General features: G+C 49.3%; 15 protein-coding genes. 5 read left to right on the forward strand and 10 right to left on the reverse strand.

Features of this window, described 5'->3' with window-relative positions; genetic code table 11:
- Positions 1-76: 76 nt before the first annotated feature.
- The 5 genes from CBX96_RS20030 to purT all read right to left on the reverse strand — a co-directional run bounded on the left by CBX96_RS20030 (position 77) and on the right by purT (position 7,070).
- Positions 77-634 carry a hypothetical protein gene (locus tag CBX96_RS20030; RefSeq protein ID WP_109287850.1) on the reverse strand — a complete coding sequence of 186 codons (558 nt, stop codon included), beginning with the start codon at positions 632-634 and terminating at the stop codon, positions 77-79.
- Complete coding sequence (locus CBX96_RS21510; RefSeq protein WP_146194350.1) at positions 627-1,154, reverse strand: hypothetical protein; 528 nt, start codon at positions 1,152-1,154, stop codon at positions 627-629. The genes CBX96_RS20030 and CBX96_RS21510 overlap by 8 nt, the downstream gene beginning before the upstream one ends.
- Positions 1,155-1,891: 737 nt before the next feature.
- Positions 1,892-4,171: a tetratricopeptide repeat protein gene (locus tag CBX96_RS20045; protein ID WP_109287853.1), complete on the reverse strand. Its 2,280-nt coding sequence runs from the start codon at positions 4,169-4,171 to the stop codon at positions 1,892-1,894.
- Positions 4,161-5,669 carry a DUF3142 domain-containing protein gene (locus CBX96_RS20050; protein WP_109287854.1) on the reverse strand — a complete coding sequence of 503 codons (1,509 nt, stop codon included), beginning with the start codon at positions 5,667-5,669 and terminating at the stop codon, positions 4,161-4,163. The genes CBX96_RS20045 and CBX96_RS20050 overlap by 11 nt, the downstream gene beginning before the upstream one ends.
- Before the next feature lie 225 nt (positions 5,670-5,894).
- A complete protein-coding gene (gene purT / locus CBX96_RS20055; RefSeq protein WP_109287855.1) occupies positions 5,895-7,070 on the reverse strand; it encodes a formate-dependent phosphoribosylglycinamide formyltransferase in 1,176 nt (391 codons plus the stop codon).
- Positions 7,071-7,276: 206 nt separating this feature from the next.
- Here purT and CBX96_RS20060 point away from each other — a divergent pair, with 206 nt between their 5' ends.
- From CBX96_RS20060 to CBX96_RS20075, 4 genes are all read left to right on the forward strand, one after another.
- A complete protein-coding gene (locus CBX96_RS20060; protein WP_109287856.1) occupies positions 7,277-8,764 on the forward strand; it encodes an AAA family ATPase in 1,488 nt (495 codons plus the stop codon).
- A gap of 247 nt (positions 8,765-9,011) precedes the next feature.
- Positions 9,012-9,494, forward strand: coding sequence for a hypothetical protein (locus tag CBX96_RS20065; RefSeq protein ID WP_109287857.1), 483 nt, complete (start codon positions 9,012-9,014; stop codon positions 9,492-9,494).
- Positions 9,495-10,074: 580 nt separating this feature from the next.
- Positions 10,075-10,491, forward strand: a complete 417-nt coding sequence (locus CBX96_RS20070) for a DUF3302 domain-containing protein (RefSeq protein WP_109287858.1) — start codon at positions 10,075-10,077, stop codon at positions 10,489-10,491.
- Between the two features lies 1 nt (position 10,492).
- Positions 10,493-11,638 carry an HlyD family secretion protein gene (locus CBX96_RS20075; RefSeq protein WP_109287859.1) on the forward strand — a complete coding sequence of 382 codons (1,146 nt, stop codon included), beginning with the start codon at positions 10,493-10,495 and terminating at the stop codon, positions 11,636-11,638.
- A 123-nt stretch (positions 11,639-11,761) separates the two neighbouring features.
- On the opposite strand, the gene CBX96_RS20080 is transcribed toward CBX96_RS20075, so the two are convergent.
- The 4 genes from CBX96_RS20080 to cysP all read right to left on the reverse strand — a co-directional run bounded on the left by CBX96_RS20080 (position 11,762) and on the right by cysP (position 15,804).
- On the reverse strand, positions 11,762-12,892 hold the full coding sequence (locus CBX96_RS20080; protein ID WP_089067165.1) for a sulfate/molybdate ABC transporter ATP-binding protein: 1,131 nt from the start codon (positions 12,890-12,892) through the stop codon (positions 11,762-11,764).
- Positions 12,889-13,758: a sulfate ABC transporter permease subunit CysW gene (gene cysW, locus CBX96_RS20085; protein ID WP_011627003.1), complete on the reverse strand. Its 870-nt coding sequence runs from the start codon at positions 13,756-13,758 to the stop codon at positions 12,889-12,891. The genes CBX96_RS20080 and cysW overlap by 4 nt, the downstream gene beginning before the upstream one ends.
- A 9-nt stretch (positions 13,759-13,767) precedes the next feature.
- The gene (cysT, locus tag CBX96_RS20090) at positions 13,768-14,613 is read right to left on the reverse strand and encodes a sulfate/thiosulfate ABC transporter permease CysT (protein ID WP_109287860.1); all 846 of its coding nucleotides are present in this window, start codon (positions 14,611-14,613) and stop codon (positions 13,768-13,770) included.
- Positions 14,614-14,796: 183 nt separating this feature from the next.
- Positions 14,797-15,804, reverse strand: a complete 1,008-nt coding sequence (cysP, locus tag CBX96_RS20095; protein ID WP_011627001.1) for a thiosulfate ABC transporter substrate-binding protein CysP — start codon at positions 15,802-15,804, stop codon at positions 14,797-14,799.
- 207 nt (positions 15,805-16,011) lie between these two features.
- On the opposite strand from cysP, the gene cysM reads away from it, so the two are divergent.
- A complete protein-coding gene (gene cysM / locus CBX96_RS20100) occupies positions 16,012-16,890 on the forward strand; it encodes a cysteine synthase CysM (protein WP_011627000.1) in 879 nt (292 codons plus the stop codon).
- A gap of 191 nt (positions 16,891-17,081) precedes the next feature.
- On the opposite strand, the gene CBX96_RS20105 is transcribed toward cysM, so the two are convergent.
- Complete coding sequence (locus CBX96_RS20105; protein WP_109287861.1) at positions 17,082-17,618, reverse strand: DUF4136 domain-containing protein; 537 nt, start codon at positions 17,616-17,618, stop codon at positions 17,082-17,084.
- Between the last annotated feature and the right edge of the window lie 82 nt (positions 17,619-17,700).

Raw genomic sequence — 17,700 nt, forward strand, 5'->3', positions numbered from 1 at the left:
GCGCACATAGTTACGGCCAAGGAGTTCATCCTTTCCATGCAAAAATAAGTGGTTGTCCTGCTCTCTGGCTATCTGGTTAGACACCTGAATGGTGAACAATTGGACGCCTAAACCAAATTTCCTTTTGCCTAGCCTTATAGGCTTCAATAGCATCATCGATTGCCTTACCTTTGAAGCCTTGACTTTTAAAACGCTTAGTTAGGCTTTTTTTGTATATTTTTTGCCATGGAGGGAACGTTGCTCCGCTTGGAACTTCGATAATTATTGCTGGTTTCCCAAAGCCTTCAGAGGCACAGTTCCCATACTTAGATGACTGAAGATAGAATCCTCTAACTGCCATAATCCATTCAACCACATAGCCCTTTGTCGCAACAGGAATAATCAAATGCGTTGTAGTTGCAATAGGTCTTTCGAAATCAAGTCGTAAATAGACATTTGAATTATTAAAGTATTTCCATCCCCAAGTTGAAATGACGTCACCGGGCACCGGAACATCGCCATGAACGTCAATGAAATTTTCTACATCGGGGCAGTTTGTGCAATCAATTGTGATATATGGTAGTAGTCTTCCGTCACTGACATCTGGGTGGCCAATGGCACCTACTTGCAGAATTTGGGTCATTTTATTACTCATGAGCTTGTTTCATCACGATATAAGATTCAATTGTAACTTTTTGGCCTGACCAAGTGGTCGCTACAAGCTCATATTTATCAATTAGGTAGCGATTCAACCAAGGCTTTGGCAAGCGAAATGTAAGCCAGCCAGATGAGGTCGCTCTGGCTGATAAGTTTATTGGCAGTACCAAAAATGAAAAATCAGACCTATCAGGCTTTTCATATTCTGGAGACTGACGGAGTTGTGACCCAGTGCCTTCAAGAGCAAATCCATGTACAACTAGTTCGACACGTTCGATGGTGGTTGGGTAGCTTGAGGAATTCATATATGAGCATGAGAGCGAAATGTACTCGCAATCATTTCGCTGCCAGCGAAGTGAATTGATTAAATCACCCTTTAACGCCTCTCTCTTTGTGATGGCATCTTCTTCAGTAAGAGCTAAAGCTTTACGAGCTGTTCGAGCACTATTCCAAGCCCAATAAGCTGAGCCCAGTGCTGCAATTGCAGATAGGACTGAAATTTTCAGTTCGAGAGTCATTATGTTTGAAGCCTAAAGTCTTAGTATTAATGCGTTGTATGCTGCAAATCAATCGTTTATTTGACTTGGTGGCAACCACATCTAGTAAGTAGGTATGAATGATGCTATAGGAGTTTTCTTTTTTGAGGTAGCAGTTTTTATTCAGTTCATTGAGTAATCTCTTGATATTGTTTTAGCTTTATCATTCTTTTAAGCTCATTTTTAACTGATTTATGCTCATTGGACATTGCATTGAGGTCCAAATTCATATCAGACTCTTATCGACTTATATTCATAAAGTTGCTAGCTTTCGCTATCAGTCATTCCGCCACGCCTTTAGCTTCATATGTGAAAGATCGAACGGGCATAGCTTCTAGGTTGAAAATAACCACATCGCACTAGTTTTTCTGTAGCCACATCTTTACTCGCCTTTTGTGCTTTTTGAACTTTGAGGCTAATGGGGCATAAGCTCTTGGCCATATGAACAGTTTAATGTTCGTCAAAATTGCCATTGTTGTAACTGTGACCGTTGGCGGCATGGATGCCGCCGTCGAGCCTATAGGGATATATGCACGGCGTGTCACAGGGGAAACAATGGCAATGTGTATAACGCCGTATACTCTTCAGAAATCTTGCTTTGGGTAAAAAGCTTTATGCCTGAATGAAATGGTTAAGAGCAATGTATTCAGTGAACTATGCGATTCAGCGTTTAGTACCAGCGCCTTTCTTTGGTGATATAAGCAAGGCGCTTTGCATTATTACTGTTTACGCTTTCTTCTGCGCCACGCGTAAGCGCCGAGTAGGGCGGCGATGATGGCAAAGCTAACGGCCACTGGCTTTTTCAGTTTGTGGTAAATCGCATTCCACTCGGCGATTTGGTTGGCTTTTTCCCGTTCGACGGCGCGGTCAAAGTCTGGGGTTTCACACTGCGTACCAAAATTCTCCGCCCAAGGCACAAAGGGGCCGTTGGCGACGTATTTTTTATAGTAGCGTTGGGCGAGTTCATCATCGCGATATAACACCCAACCTGTGGCTTGGCACAATAACGCCGCATAGGCTTGGCTGTTGTGGGGGACTAAGTCGGCGGCCTTGCTTGCTAGTTCGGCGGCTTGGTAGCGATAGTGGAAGCGTTTATCGGGAATCGCTTGGCTGGCGCTGATGCGTTGCTGCTCTTTATCGCTGAGCTTATCCGCTGCATACCAATCTCTTAAGTCGAACATTCCAGCATAAATCGAATAATCCGGCGCTAATTCAAAGCCTAAGATTTCCATCCCTTGATGACGCGCGAGTTCGGCAGCCGCCCAATAGGCGCGGGCGCTCTCAATGCCCTTGCTATTCTTGGCTGTGGTCAGCGCCTTGCCATACTCCAGCATGTTGGCGTTGAGTGTGGGATTACTGAAATAAACAGGAGCCTCGGCAATGGCACCTTCACGCAGTAAGCGACGACCCAGTAGGTAACGCAGGCGATTGTTGATTGGCTCGACACTGTCGTACCAATCGCTGTCCTTGGGATACTCGAAAGTCATTACCGGCACATGCTCGTCGATAAACAGCTTAAGCTCGGCGGTAGTGAGCACGCGCTCGGCCACATAGGCAATATCCTGCCAATACTCATCGCCACTGGCGAACAGTTGGCTGAGAGCGTCAACATATTCGCCCCGCTCAAGGGATAACACGCCCTGCTCGGCGCGAATACGGCAATAGGTGGCTTGCTCGGCATCGGCTTTAATGGCCTGCTGCTGGGCATCCTGTTGGCTACCTGTTGCGGCAGTAGCGTTCATATCCGTTGGGAAATGGCGCACCGCTTCGGCATAGGCTTTGGCGGCTTGGGCTTGATCGCCTTTTTGCATCATTAATTTTGCCGTGAGCCACCAAGTGAGGCCGCTGGGTTTTGCGAGGGCAATGAGGCGTTCGGCACTGGCATAGTCGCCCAACTGATAATAAATCGCGGCTAACTTATCGCCTTGGCTCAGCATCAGGCCGTCGGTTGGGAAGACTGTCAGCGTTTTAGCGACCTGTTGACCCATTTCTGTAAGCTGTCCATCAAAGGCTAAGTCATTGGCGCTGCTCTGCCAGTAGGCGATAAGCAACTGCTGCACACTTGGTTGCTGCAATAAGGGCTTAATCTCAGTGATATCTTTCGCCATTAAGGTGCGGCTTAACATCAACAGCGAATCATAACCGCTGCTGTCGCCCTCGGCCGATTGAGTGGCATACAGCTCGATAATCTTATCCAGCGTCGCGGGATTTAAGGCCACATCAATTTTTGGCGGCTCATATTCCCCATGAGCCACTTGGATTTGAGCTTGGCCTTGATGCAGCAGGATATAAGCCTGCTCGCCAAGGCCGGCTAAGCTCAAGCGTAGCGGATCGGCGGCGCCTTGGGTCACCTCAGTTTGCAGTTGCTGCAAGTAAGCATTAGCTTGGACAAAGTGGCTATTATCGCTAGCGGTTTTGCTCTTAATCAGCTCGATACGAGACAAGCTATACAGCGCCCATAGGCTGCGACCCGCGCGCTCAGTCTCAGGTAGGGCGATGACTTTTTTAAAGTAATCGCTGGCTTTATCGTACTCTTTGGCATCAAACGCCATAGCGCCAAGGCTGTACCAGGTTAAGGCGGGCGCTAAACTCTCTTTTAACTGCGCGGCGATTTGCTCGGCTTCTGCCAAGCTTTGCGCATCACGCAGACTTTTGACCAGCGCGAGCTGCGCCTCGGATAACTCGCTGTTTTCATAGGCGCGAGTCTGGGATAGATAGCGACTATGCACCTCATCCCAGAGATATTCCTGCGCTGCGGGCTCATCTTGAAATTGCCAAGCTAACGGCTTAGCAAGCTCATTGATTTGCTGGCTAAAGCTGGTTTGCGGTAAATAGCTTAAGTTGTATTGCCTGTCTTGGGTTAATTGCAGCGGAAAGTCTGGACCGCAGGCTAATAGCGCAGGGGAGAAAAGACTTAAGCCAATCAGGCTGGTTTGTTTTAATTTGGTTTTCCAGCGAGGGAGAGGATTCGCTGGCAATGAATGTGGCTTATGGCGCATAAATTCCCTGTAAATGTAATGACTCACAACGTGCCCAGCCTATGACTCTGCGTCCGTTTGGGCTTAGCTCGACCGCTGAGATTAAATTCGGCGCAAACTGCGAGGAGGCTGGCGCGGTTGCGCGCTCCGATGAGGTGGCTTGCGGTAACTGCCACACTAATGTTCCTTGGGTTAATTTGGCTTGATAACCGTTTTGCGCATCATACCCGCTGCACGCCTGCGCCGCTAGGGACAACTGGCTCGGTAACTTGCCCGCAAGATTGCCCTTATTGACTAACACCAGTTGAAATAAGTGGCTTCCCGGCGCCTCATGTTGGGCCGAATAGGTATTGGCTTGGCTTAAGATTTCTAGCTCAATGTGCGGGGCGAGTGGTTGCTGCTGGGCGACCGCAATCAGGGTCGAGAGTGGCCAAACCCGTTTATCCCCTTCGAGGGGTAATCGAAACCAAATCATTCCCTTAAGCCTTGGGTCAGCAAAGGTGTGCAGTTTTTTAACGAAGGACTGCAATACCTGTGGATCGGCCATCAGCTCTTGGTGCGCAAGATGCTGCGAAGATGCCGTGTCTGCCAAAGGCATTCGCATCGGCACTTCACTCTCCACTCGATAACCCGATGCCGTGCTATACACCGCCGAGCCGTAGGATGGCAGGGCAATCAGAAATGGCACCTTGGCTAACCGTGACAGCTGCTCGACCCATTGCCAACCTTGGGTGGCGTCGAACAGCCCTAAACGCGGATCGCTGACACTGTGAATTTGCAGTACCAGCTCATCGATATTGTCAAACAACGGCGGAAACTCAGGGCTGCTCAACCAAGCGGGTAAGGAGGTGATGCTGAGTTTAAGCGTATGAGGTAATTGGCTTTTTAACTCGCGTAAAAAAGCGTTATAGGCCGCGAGTTTACTGCTGGCGCTATCGTGGTCGATTTCAATTCCCGCAAGATTGGTGCCCTTTGCCTGCCAGTCTCGAACTAGTGCGAGGATTTTTTGGATGACTTCGCGATTATTTAGGCGCGTTAGTTGTCCATCTAATCTTATCACCGCCACTTTAGGGCGAGGATCGGCCTGTAACCAGGCATGATTGACCTGCACTTCAAACCAGATATCCGCGCCATTGGGTTTAGGGTGGGCTTGCAATGCCAGAATGCGCACGCCATTAAAGGCGTTTTGGCTTTCGACCAAGGCGCTTTGATTGGCATCGCGCCATTGCCGCTGCCACACATACACCTCTTGGGTTAATTCACGCGGGGCGGTGGTGGCTGTTTTGATGCTCGGAGTATCTTGATTCGCAGGCTGACAGGCACTAAGGAAAACTAAGCCAAAGGATAACGCCAGTAGCTTGGATAACCTGAGCAATAGTGAAAGGGTGCGATTTACCGCTTGCAAGGATTTTGAGTGCTTGTGCTCAAAGTGCTTGGACTGAAAGCGACTAGAGTGAGATCGCCTAGAGTGAAAGCGCTTAGCATGAAAGAGAGTGGAATAACGACTGCGTAAATCCATGGGATAAGAGTAAAAGCCTAGCGTGGGGCATGCCAAATAGAGGACTACTATGCCTCAAAACCACCTTGGATTGCATCAGGCTTTTGCATTAGACGCGAAATCAATTTGAGTGAATAAGAGATGGCGGTTAACTCGGTTTAAATGCCTTAATAACGCGCCCAGCAACAGGGCTGGGCGCAGTGATTGTCGCCAAGGTATTGGCGACAAGTCGTTAAGCATTCAAGCCTAGAAAATCACTTTTACCTTAGATGCACTATCCAGCGCTTTGTTGACTGCGCTTTCGATATCTTTATCGCGGGCGAGGGCAACCCCTAAACGGCGGCGACCATCGATTTCAGGCTTAGCGAATAATCTGAGCTGAGTATTCTCCGCCGCCAAGGCATCGGCAATACCTTGATAGCGAATGTTTTTCGATTTACCTTCCACCAATACTACCGCCGAGGCGCTGGGGCCATGTTGGTGGATATTCGGAATTGGCAGGCCAAGAATTGCCCTGACATGCAGTGCAAACTCGGACAAATCTTGGCTAATTAAGGTGACTAAGCCGGTATCGTGCGGACGAGGCGAGACTTCAGAGAAGTACACATCACTGCCCTTCACAAACAGCTCGACCCCAAATAAGCCGTAACCGCCGAGGGCTTCCACCACTTTGCTGGCGATTGCTTGGGATTTTGCTAGCACGTCGGCAGACATGGCTTGAGGCTGCCATGACTCGCGGTAGTCGCCGTCTTCTTGTCTGTGGCCAATTGGCGCGCAGAAGTGGATGCCATTCACTGCGCTAATGGTCAGCAGGGTAATTTCGTAATCGAAGGGGATAAAGCCTTCGACAATCACACGGCCACCGCCCGCTCGACCACCTTCTTGGGCGTATTGCCAGGCTTTGGCGCTTTGGGATACATCACGGATAACACTTTGACCCTTGCCCGATGAGCTCATCACGGGTTTGACTACGCAGGGCACGCCAATCTTGCCAATGGCTTGATTAAACTCGGTTTCAGTGTCGCAGAAGAAATAGGGCGAGGTCGGTAGGCCTAAGGTTTCGGCGGCGAGGCGACGAATGCCTTCTCTGTCCATGGTTAGCTGAGTCGCGCGCGCTGTCGGCACCACATTGAGGCCTTCGGCTTCCATCTCAACTAAGGTTTGAGTGGCGATAGCTTCAATTTCGGGGATCACTAAGTGGGGCTTTTCTAGCTCGATAATGGCGCGAAGCGCTTTAGCGTCGAGCATATTGATCACATGGGAGCGATGGGCAATTTGCATGGCAGGGGCATTGGGATAACGATCGACGCCAATCACTTCAACACCTAAGCGTTGTAGCTCGATGGCGACTTCTTTACCTAGCTCACCGCAGCCAAGCAACATGGCGCGTCGAGCGCCCTCTGTGTAGGGAGTTCCTATCATGGTGTGGGTACCTTTTTATATTGGGATAATTGACGCCTTTGGACGTTCTTGGGCCATAGTCTACCCCGATTGGCGCTAAAGCATGAGACTGAAATTAACAACTGTGTTTTCGATCAAGCTATTAGTGCTTGGGCATAGTAAAAATCCTGTTTGTGGCGGTGTTTTATGTTAACTTTTCGTTTCATAACGGATTATGGGAACCTAAGATGCAAGACATTCGCGATTTGACCACTGTACTACGCTCTAAAACGCCTATCGTAGTGATTGAAACCTACGAAGAATACCGTGTTGTAGACATGCTTAAGCGGGTGGCGAATGTGATCTATCAGCCCTTATTTACTTGGAGCATTACCCAAGGACTGACGCGGGTCGATAAACCCATGGCGGCGCAGAAATTTAATACTGAACCTGGCGATATCCTAGGGCAAATTAAATCGACGACCCAGCAGGGCATCTATGTGCTCTGTGATTTTCATCCCTTTGTGGTTGATGCGCCAAAGAATGTCCGTTTGCTTAAAGAAATCGCCCTCGAATACGATGCGCTGCAACATACGCTGGTGCTAGTGAGTCATGCTTTTGAGATCCCGCCCGAAATTAAGCGTTATTGCGCCTATTTTCAGCTTACCCTGCCGAGTACCTCCCAGCTTGAGAACTTGATTTACCTTGAAGTGGATAAAGTGCGCGGCCAAGGCATGCCGCTTACTGTGGATGATAAAGCCGTGGTCAAACTGGCGGAAAACCTGCGCGGTGTAACCTTAGATGATGCCAGACGATTGATCCATAAAGCGATTGTGGATGATGGCGCCATTACCCACTCGGATGTGGACCTTATCAATAAAGCCAAATTCCAATTACTCGATCTTAACGGTGTGCTGCAATTTGAATACGACACCAGTGATTTTTCGCAGATTGCCGGATTACATAATCTCAAAAAATGGTTAAAGCAGCGCGCGCCCGCAGTGCAGATAACCACCGATGCCAAGGCTACTGTACAACCCGATGCGCCCAAGGGCGTGTTATTACTCGGAGTGCAGGGCAGCGGTAAGAGCCTTGCGGCCAAAGCGGTAGCGGGTGTGTGGCAACGGCCTTTGCTCAGACTCGATATGGGCGCCTTATATAACAAATACATAGGCGAAACCGAAAAGAACCTGCGTAATGCTCTCGAGCTGGCCGATATGATGTCGCCCTGTATCCTTTGGATTGATGAAATAGAGAAAGGCTTAAGCGGCAGTAGCAGTGATGAGGGCACTTCGACCCGCATTCTTGGCACACTGTTAACTTGGATGGCGGAGCGTAAGTCTGAGGTATTTGTGGTCGCCACCGCTAACGATATTCAAGCCCTGCCGCCTGAGCTGATGCGTAAGGGGCGAATGGATGAAATCTTCTTTGTCGATTTACCCGACGAGACCATACGTCAGGCGATTTTCCTGATCCATTGCCAGCGCCGTGGTATTGATGTGACTCGGCTCGACCTTGCGCAGCTTTCGCGCCACAGCCAAGGGTTTTCGGGAGCTGAAATCGAGCAAGCCGTTATCGCCGCCATGTACAGCGCCCGCAGTTTAGCGCGAACGCTCGACCAAGACATGTTGCTAGAAGAGCTGACCAAAACTAAACCTTTATCCATAGTGATGGGCGATAAGATTAATGCCCTAAGACAATGGGCCGCAGGGCGCACAGTCAATGCCCATGAGTAGCAACTTAACCCGCTATGACTGATCGCATTCTGGTGACGTATGGGCGGCGTATGGGGCGGCTGAGCCTTATCCACGATAAGCGGCTTTAGATTTTAGTGTTGGCTTTGGGTTGGGGAAAGAGTTGGATATCATCACCGCCGGTGTTAACTTGCTGGTCGATATAGATTATTTTTCAGTTTTAATGGCAAGTTTTTAGTGTGAGTAATATTCGCCGTTTGAGCCGTACAGCATGATAAGCAGGGAAGAGATGAGTTTCGAGCAAGAGTTTACAGAAAAAGTCGGTGGCTACTTAGACAATCTCACCGATAAGTTACAGCCCATTCTTAAGCAACTGATTGAGCATGATTATCCCCAAGAGGTGGTCACGCTGGCGTTTGAAGTCTTTGTCGATAGTTTTTCATCGCAATTTCCGGTGCGGGTATTTTTTATGGATAAAGATAACACCGAGTATTTTATTGATATCGATGGCAAGGCCGCATACCCGTCCCCAGTCAATCCAAATTTGCTCGACATAGACCATGTCTATCCCGATGAGTTTGAAGAGGAATATATCGAAAAGGATGAGGACCTTGACCCTTGGCATATCGCGACAAGCGCGCTTATTGAATGGTTCTCCCAGTGCTGGATTGCCGCAGGCGGCCAAAACTTTAAGTTAAAGGCCAATATCGCCCCCCATGACAGCCACTATGAGTTCAATTTAGTCGAGAGTCAGTGGCAAGAACGATGCTAACTCGTTTGAAATAAAACACCTTTTAAATGAAACGTTTGGGCGGTTGTATTCTCGGGCTGATACTCAGGGGGAGCTGTCATATCGTATCCAACCTTGGTTTGATCGCCTCAACATCGGGTGTTACCCCATAAAAAAACTAAGCTGACATTTGCTTCCCGCAAAAACTTAACCTTTGTTTGCATTACGCTTTGCTCACTCACGCTAGCGCCTTCTTGATACAAGATTTAAAGGCCTAGACGTTGGAGCATCCCTTTCCCGCCGTTTGCTGCATTTGGCAAACAATTCACTTCTTGGTGAACACATCTGGGCTAATACACATTCGTCAACATATCTGGTTCGTCAACACATCTGGGCGTACGCGACTTGTCGTTAGTGACTGCCTTTCCTTGGATGTCATTTGTTTCATCGAAATAAACAATTGTGTTTTTGATCAAGCTATTTAGATGGGTTTGTTGCGAATTTGTCATTCTGGTGTAGATCTATATTGTGTCGCAAATTGAACGACACGGCGGGACAAAGCACGATTTTGGTATGGGTGGTTTTACCGAAATTAAGATTGGGAAGGGAGTGGGAGCAGAGCATGTTTTTGGACTATTTTGCCTTAGGCATTTTGTTTTTTGTCATTGTGGTGATTTTTTATGGCGTGATTGCGATTCACGACATCCCCTATGAAATTGCGAAAAAGCGCAATCATCCCCAGCAGGATGCATTGCATATCGCGGGTTGGGTCAGTTTATTTACCTTACATGCTATTTGGCCATTTCTGTGGATTTGGGCGACCTTGTACCGAGAGGATAGGGGATGGGGCTTTAGCACTGTGATGAAGCGCGAGCAGGCGTTGGAGGAGGATGTTAAAGCGTTAAGGGAAACCGTATTGGCCTTACAGGCAAAGCTTGAGCAGCTCGAATCGCCAGCCGTACCAGCGGTAAACAAGCCAATGGATGCGATAACAACAGAAGCTAGCGTGACAGAAACTAGCCCAAAAGCCGAGGTGTAACATGGATTTACTACTGATATTGACCTACGCCTCGTTCTGCATTGTGATCTTTAAAGTCTTTAAGATCCCGATGAACAAATGGACAGTGCCGACCGCCGTACTCGGGGGCGTGATCCTCATCGGTGCGCTGTTACTTATCATGAACTACAACCACCCCTATTCGCGTTTTGCGCGGGAATACTATGTCACAATCCCGATTACGCCAGCGGTAAAAGGATTAGTGATTTCGGTGGAAGCTAAGCCTAATACGCCGATGAAACAAGGGGATGTGCTGTTTCGAATCGATCCCACTCCCTTTGAAGCCGTGGTTAAACGCAAAAGAGCCGCTCTGTTAGCGGCGGAGCAGGAAGTGCCACAACTTGAGGCCGCTTGGGAGTCTGCCAAGGCGAATGTGGCCAGAGTGGCAGCGGATAGGGAACGTAATAAATCGGCCTATGACCGTTATGAGCAAGGCCACCGCAAAGGTGGGGCGAACTCACCCTTCACAGCGCTGGAATTAGACAATAGACGCCAACTGTTTTTAGCCTCAGAGGCTCAGCTAACAGCCGCACAGGCGGAAGAGTTACGCGCACGTCTTGCCTATGAGTCCAATGTGGATGGGGTCAATTCTAAAGTGGCGGGACTACAGGGTGACCTTGAAAGCGCGCTCTATAATCTCGAGCAAACCGTAGTGCGGGCACCAGCCGATGGTATTGTGACTCAAATGGCGCTGCGCCCAGGTGCGATGGCGGTGCCTTTGCCTTTACGGCCGGTGATGAGTTTTATCCCCGACGAGCAGCGTTATTTTGCCGGCGCATTCTGGCAAAATTCCCTGCTGCGATTACAGGAAGGGGATGAGGCGGAAGTGGTATTAGATGCGGCGCCTGGACAAGTGTTTAAGGGCAAAGTCGCTAAGGTTCTCCCAGCGATGGCCGAAGGCGAGATCCAGATGAATGGCACGCTGCAATCGTCCAATCAGCTATTCCAAACAGGGCGGGTTATCGTGTTAATCGATATTGAAGACGATGCGATACGCCGCCAATTCCCAGCGGGCGTTGCGGGACAAGTGGCTGTGTACACTGAACATTTCCATCATGTCGCCGTGATGCGTAAAGTGCTGCTGCGGATGCAGGGCTGGTTAAACTATCTGTTCTTCGATGGGCACTAGCGAAGTTTTACGCTAACGACTTTGCTTGGATCTGGTTTTAAGCTGTCCAAGAGTGAATAAAAAAGCGCTGACAAGACTGTTAGCGCTTTTTTGTTATATGCAGCTGGTGAATGCTGGCTGCGATTAAATATCGAAGGCCAAACTGCCCGGTGGGAGGAAGGGCCAGCTTTGACGAATAGGCGAGCCATCACTTTGTTCTCCAAAGAAATAAGCCGTTCTTGGGGTGGCGTAGACCACACTGCCTTTTTGCAGTCCTAATTCTTGCAGATGGTGGTGGGTAAAGGTGGCTTCCCACAGTTCTTCACTCTGCCAGCCGATAGGCGCGAGTTCGACGCGCACTTCTGCGCCAACTGGTGTTATTGCCACTATGGTAAAGGGAATATGGGCTTGGCTGTTGGGTTTATCCGCCAGTGCCAGCTCGTGGCTACGCACATAGAGCGCGCCGTTTTGTTGCAGTGGCGCTTGCTCTGGCGGCACTAAGAAAGCGTCACCATTGGTCCAACGATTCTGTTGCCAGCTTGCTTCAAACCGATTGACGTTACCCAAGAAATCAAACACAAAGCGGCTATTGGGCTGGGCATACAACTCAATGGGCGTATTAACCTGTTCAATATGGCCGTTGCTCATCACCACCACTCTATCGGAAAGCTCTAAGGCTTCGTCCTGATCGTGGGTCACAAACACGCTAGTGAATTTCAGCTCATCGTGAAGGCTGCGCAACCAGCGGCGCAGTTCTTTACGCACCTTGGCATCGAGGGCGCCAAAGGGTTCGTCGAGTAACAGTACTTCGGGCTGAGTCGCTAAGGCGCGGGCCAAGGCGATACGCTGTTTTTGTCCGCCCGAAAGCTGCTCAGGGTAGCGCTGGGCTAAATGGCCCAGTTGTACCATTTCGAGTAAATGGCTGACGCGCTTTTGGATTTCGGCCTTAGACGGGCGCTGATTTTTCGGAATGACTTCGAGTCCAAAGGCGACGTTATCGGCGACCGTCATATGGCGGAACAGGGCGTAGTTTTGAAACACAAAGCCGACTCTGCGGTCGCGCACATGCACTTGGGTTACATCGCGATTACCGAAATGGATTTGGCCGCTATCTGCGCCTTCAAGGCCGGCAATAATCCGCAATAGGGTGGTTTTACCCGAGCCGGAAGGGCCGAGAAGACCTATCATCTCGCCTTCTTGAATATCCAGATTGAGCGGCGAGAGCGCCTGAAATTGGCCAAATTTTTTGGAAATATTAGTTAAACGAATACTCATAATGATTGGCTCTGCTCTTGGTTGTCATTGGCGGATAAGCTGCGTTGTTGGCGCCACTCTACTAAGGCTTTTAGCAGTAAGGTACATAGGGCGATCAAGGCAAGCAGTGACGCGCTCGCGAAGGCGGCTTCGGCCTGATAATCTTCGTAAAGTAATTGCACATGCAAAGGTAAGGTGTTGGTTTCACCACGGATATTGCCAGATACTACGGCAACGGCACCAAACTCACCTACGGCTCTGGCGTTGGTGAGGATCACCCCATAAATCAGTGCCCACTTGATATTGGGCAGAGTCACGCGGCGAAACAGTTGCCACCATGAAGCGCCAAGAATGACTGCGGCTTCCTCCTCCGATGCGCCTTGTTGCTGCATCAAGGGGATTAATTCTCGGGCAACAAAGGGGCAGGTCACGAAAATGGTGACTAACAAAATGCCCGGCCAGGCAAACATGATCTGTAAATCGTGCTCAAATAGCCAAGCGCCGAGCCAGCCACTGTTGCCGTAAAGCAGTAGATAGAGTAAGCCTGCGACCACGGGCGATACGGCAAAGGGAATATCAATCAAGGTGATGAGCAACTTACGCCCCGGAAACTCAAAGCGCGTTACGCTCCAGGCGAGCAGTACCCCAAACACTAAGTTAATCGGCACGGTCAGCGCTGCAACCATCAGGGTTAACCCGATGGCGTGGAGTGAGTCGGGTTGGCTCAGATGCTCGATATAACGCTCCCAACCACCGACGAAGGCCTGCTGGAAAATACTGACTAAGGGCAGCAGCAACAACACCATGGCCAAAAACACGGCTAGGGTGATTAGGCTCCATTTGATGAGGGGCGCTTCACCGACTCTTAACGGTTTAAATGAGTTCATGGTGGCTCCTTATCGGCCGTGAATGCGGCGTAAATAACGCGCCTGCCACAGGTTAATCAGCAGTAGCAGCAACAGCGACGTCAGCAGTACAACGGAGGCAATTGCGCTGGCACCGGCAAAATCAAATTCCTGTAGACGAACGAAAATCATCAGGGAGGTGATTTCACTGATATAGGGCATATTGCCCGCGATAAAAATCACCGCGCCAAACTCACCCAGACTGCGGGTAAAAGACAGCGCCGTACCGACCACTAAGGCTGGCCAGAGGGAAGGTAAAATCACCCGCCAAAACACGGCGCCATCGGTTGCGCCTAAGGTCATGCCTGCTTCTTCTTCATCGTGGGACAACTCTTCCAGTACGGGCTGAACGGTTCGTACCACGAAGGGAATGCTGGTGAAGATCATCGCAACCACAATCCCCAATGGCGTGTAGGCCACTTTGATACCGATTTCGGCCAACAGGCTACCAATCTGGCCATTCTCGGCGTACAGGGTCGCTAAGGTGATACCCGCGACGGCGGTGGGTAAGGCAAAGGGTAAATCGACTAAGGCATCGAGGATGCGCTTACCCGGAAACTCATAACGCACCAACACCCAGGCGAGTAACAGGCCAAAAAGACCGTTAAACAGGGATGCGGCCAGTGCAGATAAAATAGTGACTTTATAACTTGCCAGCACGCGGGGATCGGCAATCACGCCCCAATATTCTGCCCAGCTCATCTGGCTGGTTTGCATAATCAGGCCTGTGGTGGGGAGTAAGAGAATCAAGCTGACAAACAGCAAAGACACACCTAGGCTGATACTAAACCCCGGCAAAACCCGCTTGTGGCGTAAGCGCCCATTATTAAATATCACTGAATAACCACCCGATAAGGTTAATGGAGTTAATCCAATATTATTATGCCATTAGCACATTATTGCTCAATCGCGATAAAGACAACTTGTGATAGCGACCTTGTCCGTTGCCGCGATATAACCACAAAACCCGGGACATTGCCCGGGTTGTGGATTTGGTGATTTAGCTACCCAAGCGGATGATCAACGCTTTAATAACTGATCCAGTTTAGCGCCATTGGCAAATTGGGTCTTCATCGCGTTGTCCCAGTTACCTATGATTTGCTCAACGGTCATTAACTCAACCGCAGGGAATTGCTTGGTAAATTCGGCAACAACCTTCTCGTTGTGAACACGATAGTTAAATCCGGCTAACAAACGTTGTGCTTCTTCGCTGTAAAGGTAGTTTAAATACTCGGTCGCGAGTTCTTGCGTGCCGTTACGCTTAGCATTTTTCTCAACTACGGCAACGGGGAATTCTGCCAGAATCGAGGTTTTTGGCACGACAACTTGGTAATCATCGGCACCATATTGCTGACGAATATTGTTCACTTCAGATTCGAAGGTGATCAGCACATCGCCGATGCCACGTTCAACAAACGACGTGGTTGCACCACGGCCGCCCGTATCAAATACGGCAACGTTACCGAGGAACTTCTTCAAAAACTCATCTAATGAGGCTTGATTATCTTTACCATAGTTTTTCTGGGCATAACCTAAGGCCGCTAAGTAAGTGTAACGCGCATTACCCGAGGTTTTTGGGTTCGGGAACACCAACTTAACGTCATCTTTGGCTAAATCATTCCAGTCGCTGATTTGCTTTGGATTGCCCTTACGCACCAAAAACGCGATGGTAGAGTAGTAAGGTGAGCTAGCATTAGGCAGCAGTTGTTGCCAGTTTTCTGGGATCAACTTGCCGCGGTCATGCAGAATTTGCACATCGGTGACTTGGTTAAAGGTCACGACATCGGCGGGTAAGCCCTGAAGAATCGAGCGAGCCTGGGCGGAAGAACCCGCATGGGATTGCTTGATTTCAACGGTCTTGCCGGTTTGTTCTTGCCAATGTTTAGCAAAAACAGGGTTATAGGCATTGAATAATTCCCGCGCGATATCGTACGAGGAATTTAAGAGTGTCTGATCGGCGGCTGCCACATTGAGGGTGGTTCCCAGCAATAGGGTTCCCAGCAGGGCCTTAGTCAATTTTACTGGCATTTTGTACTCCTTAATCTGGCAACTGTGTCAGTGTATAGGAATAGAGTAATAGAAGATTTTATTTATAAAAAGCCACACAAATAGAACTTTTTTGAATAACTATGAGCGAATAATTGTATGCCTCGGGTGAGATTCATCGTGTTTGTTGTGGCTAACCCCCTTAAAATAACCCTATGCTGAATCGCTTTTATTAAAAGGATCATCCGAGTGTCTGACTTTCCGACTATTGAAGCCTGTATTGGGCAAACTCCGCTGGTACGTTTGCAGCGACTTGATTGTGGTAGCTCAACGGTATTGTTAAAGCTGGAGGGGAATAACCCCGCGGGTTCGGTAAAGGATCGCGCGGCGCTGAATATGATTTTTCAGGCGGAGCTTCGCCAAGAGATTGCCCCTGGGGATACCCTGATTGAAGCGACCAGTGGCAATACGGGTATCGCCTTAGCCATGGCGGCGGCGATTAAAGGCTACAAGATGATCCTGATCATGCCGTCGAATTCGACTCAAGAGCGTAAGGATGCCATGCAGGCCTATGGCGCCGAGCTGCTGCTGGTGGACAATATGGAAGCCGCGCGGGATTTAGCCTTAGATCTTCAGGCACAAGGCAAAGGTAAGGTGCTGGATCAGTTCAATAATCAAGATAACGCTAACGCCCATTTTCAGACCACTGGCCCCGAAATTTGGCAGCAGAGCCAAGGTAAGATCACTCACTTTGTCTCTAGCATGGGTACCACAGGAACTATTATGGGTGTGTCGAAATACCTAAAGAGCCGCAACCCCGATGTCACCATTGTCGGGCTACAACCCGCCGATGGCAGTTCGATTCCGGGGATTCGCCGCTGGCCACAGGAATATCTACCGGGTATTTTCGATGCTGCCCGTGTCGATGCCGTGATGGATATTGAGGAGCAAGATGCGAAAGCCATGGCAAGAACCTTGGCCCGTGAAGAAGGTATTTGTGCTGGCGTGAGTTCTGGCGGGGCTGTGTTTGCGGCGCTCGAGATTGCGAGGCAGAATCCGGGTTCCGTTGTGGTCGCGATTGTGTGTGATAGGGGCGACCGTTATCTGTCATCTGGGTTATTTTCTTAACCCTGACTAAGCTTCACGCTTAGGATTTGACCTTCCTTTGGCAATAAAAATGGGCGTTAATCGCCCATTTTTATTGACTATTGCATAAGCCACGGTGGTTTAAGCCATTGTGGTTCAAGTCATTGTAGTTCAAATCATCAAAGGTTAACCACCATCAGACCAATCAATAGCACTTAACACTTAGCACTGGCTTATGGCTGCGGTGGAAACTGCGCCAAAATCCGGCTAACGGCCTTGGCTGTGTCTTGGGCTTTTTTATCGCCGCCCCCGTCAAAATCGAAACTATCTGTGCCGCGCCAAATCAGCTTATTGGTTTTAGTATCGATAATATCAATTTGAATAGTTTGAATTTTTTCCGTGTCACTGCCAAGTGGTACGCCGACGCTTGTGCCTACGCCAATGCCGCCAGAACGGCCAAAACTGCCCGTACCTAAACCTATGGAGAGACCCGAGTCTTTAGGCTTATCTTGGGTTAATAACCCATAGGCGACTTTAAAATCGGGGGCAGTGGCATTTTCAGTAAAGCCTTTTTGGCTTAATTGTTGGGTGATTTCGGTTTGAATGCGCTGGGCGCTGAGTGGGTCGTCGCTAGGTTGGGGAGCGAGCTGGCTGAAACTCTGTAATGCCTTAAAGTCGTAATTGAGATCGTAATCGTTTTTCGGCTTACTGCTGCAGGCGCTGACTAAGACCAAGGCGACAAACAGACTGGCGATATTTTTGTATCCCATGATGACACTCCAAGTTGTACAAACTCTGTTCAATGTGCCTTGATTAACAACAATACTGCAAGTAATTTAGTGAAAAGTGTTT

This window comes from Shewanella sp. BC20, assembly GCF_003129585.1.
Lineage (GTDB): Bacteria > Pseudomonadota > Gammaproteobacteria > Enterobacterales > Shewanellaceae > Shewanella > Shewanella seohaensis.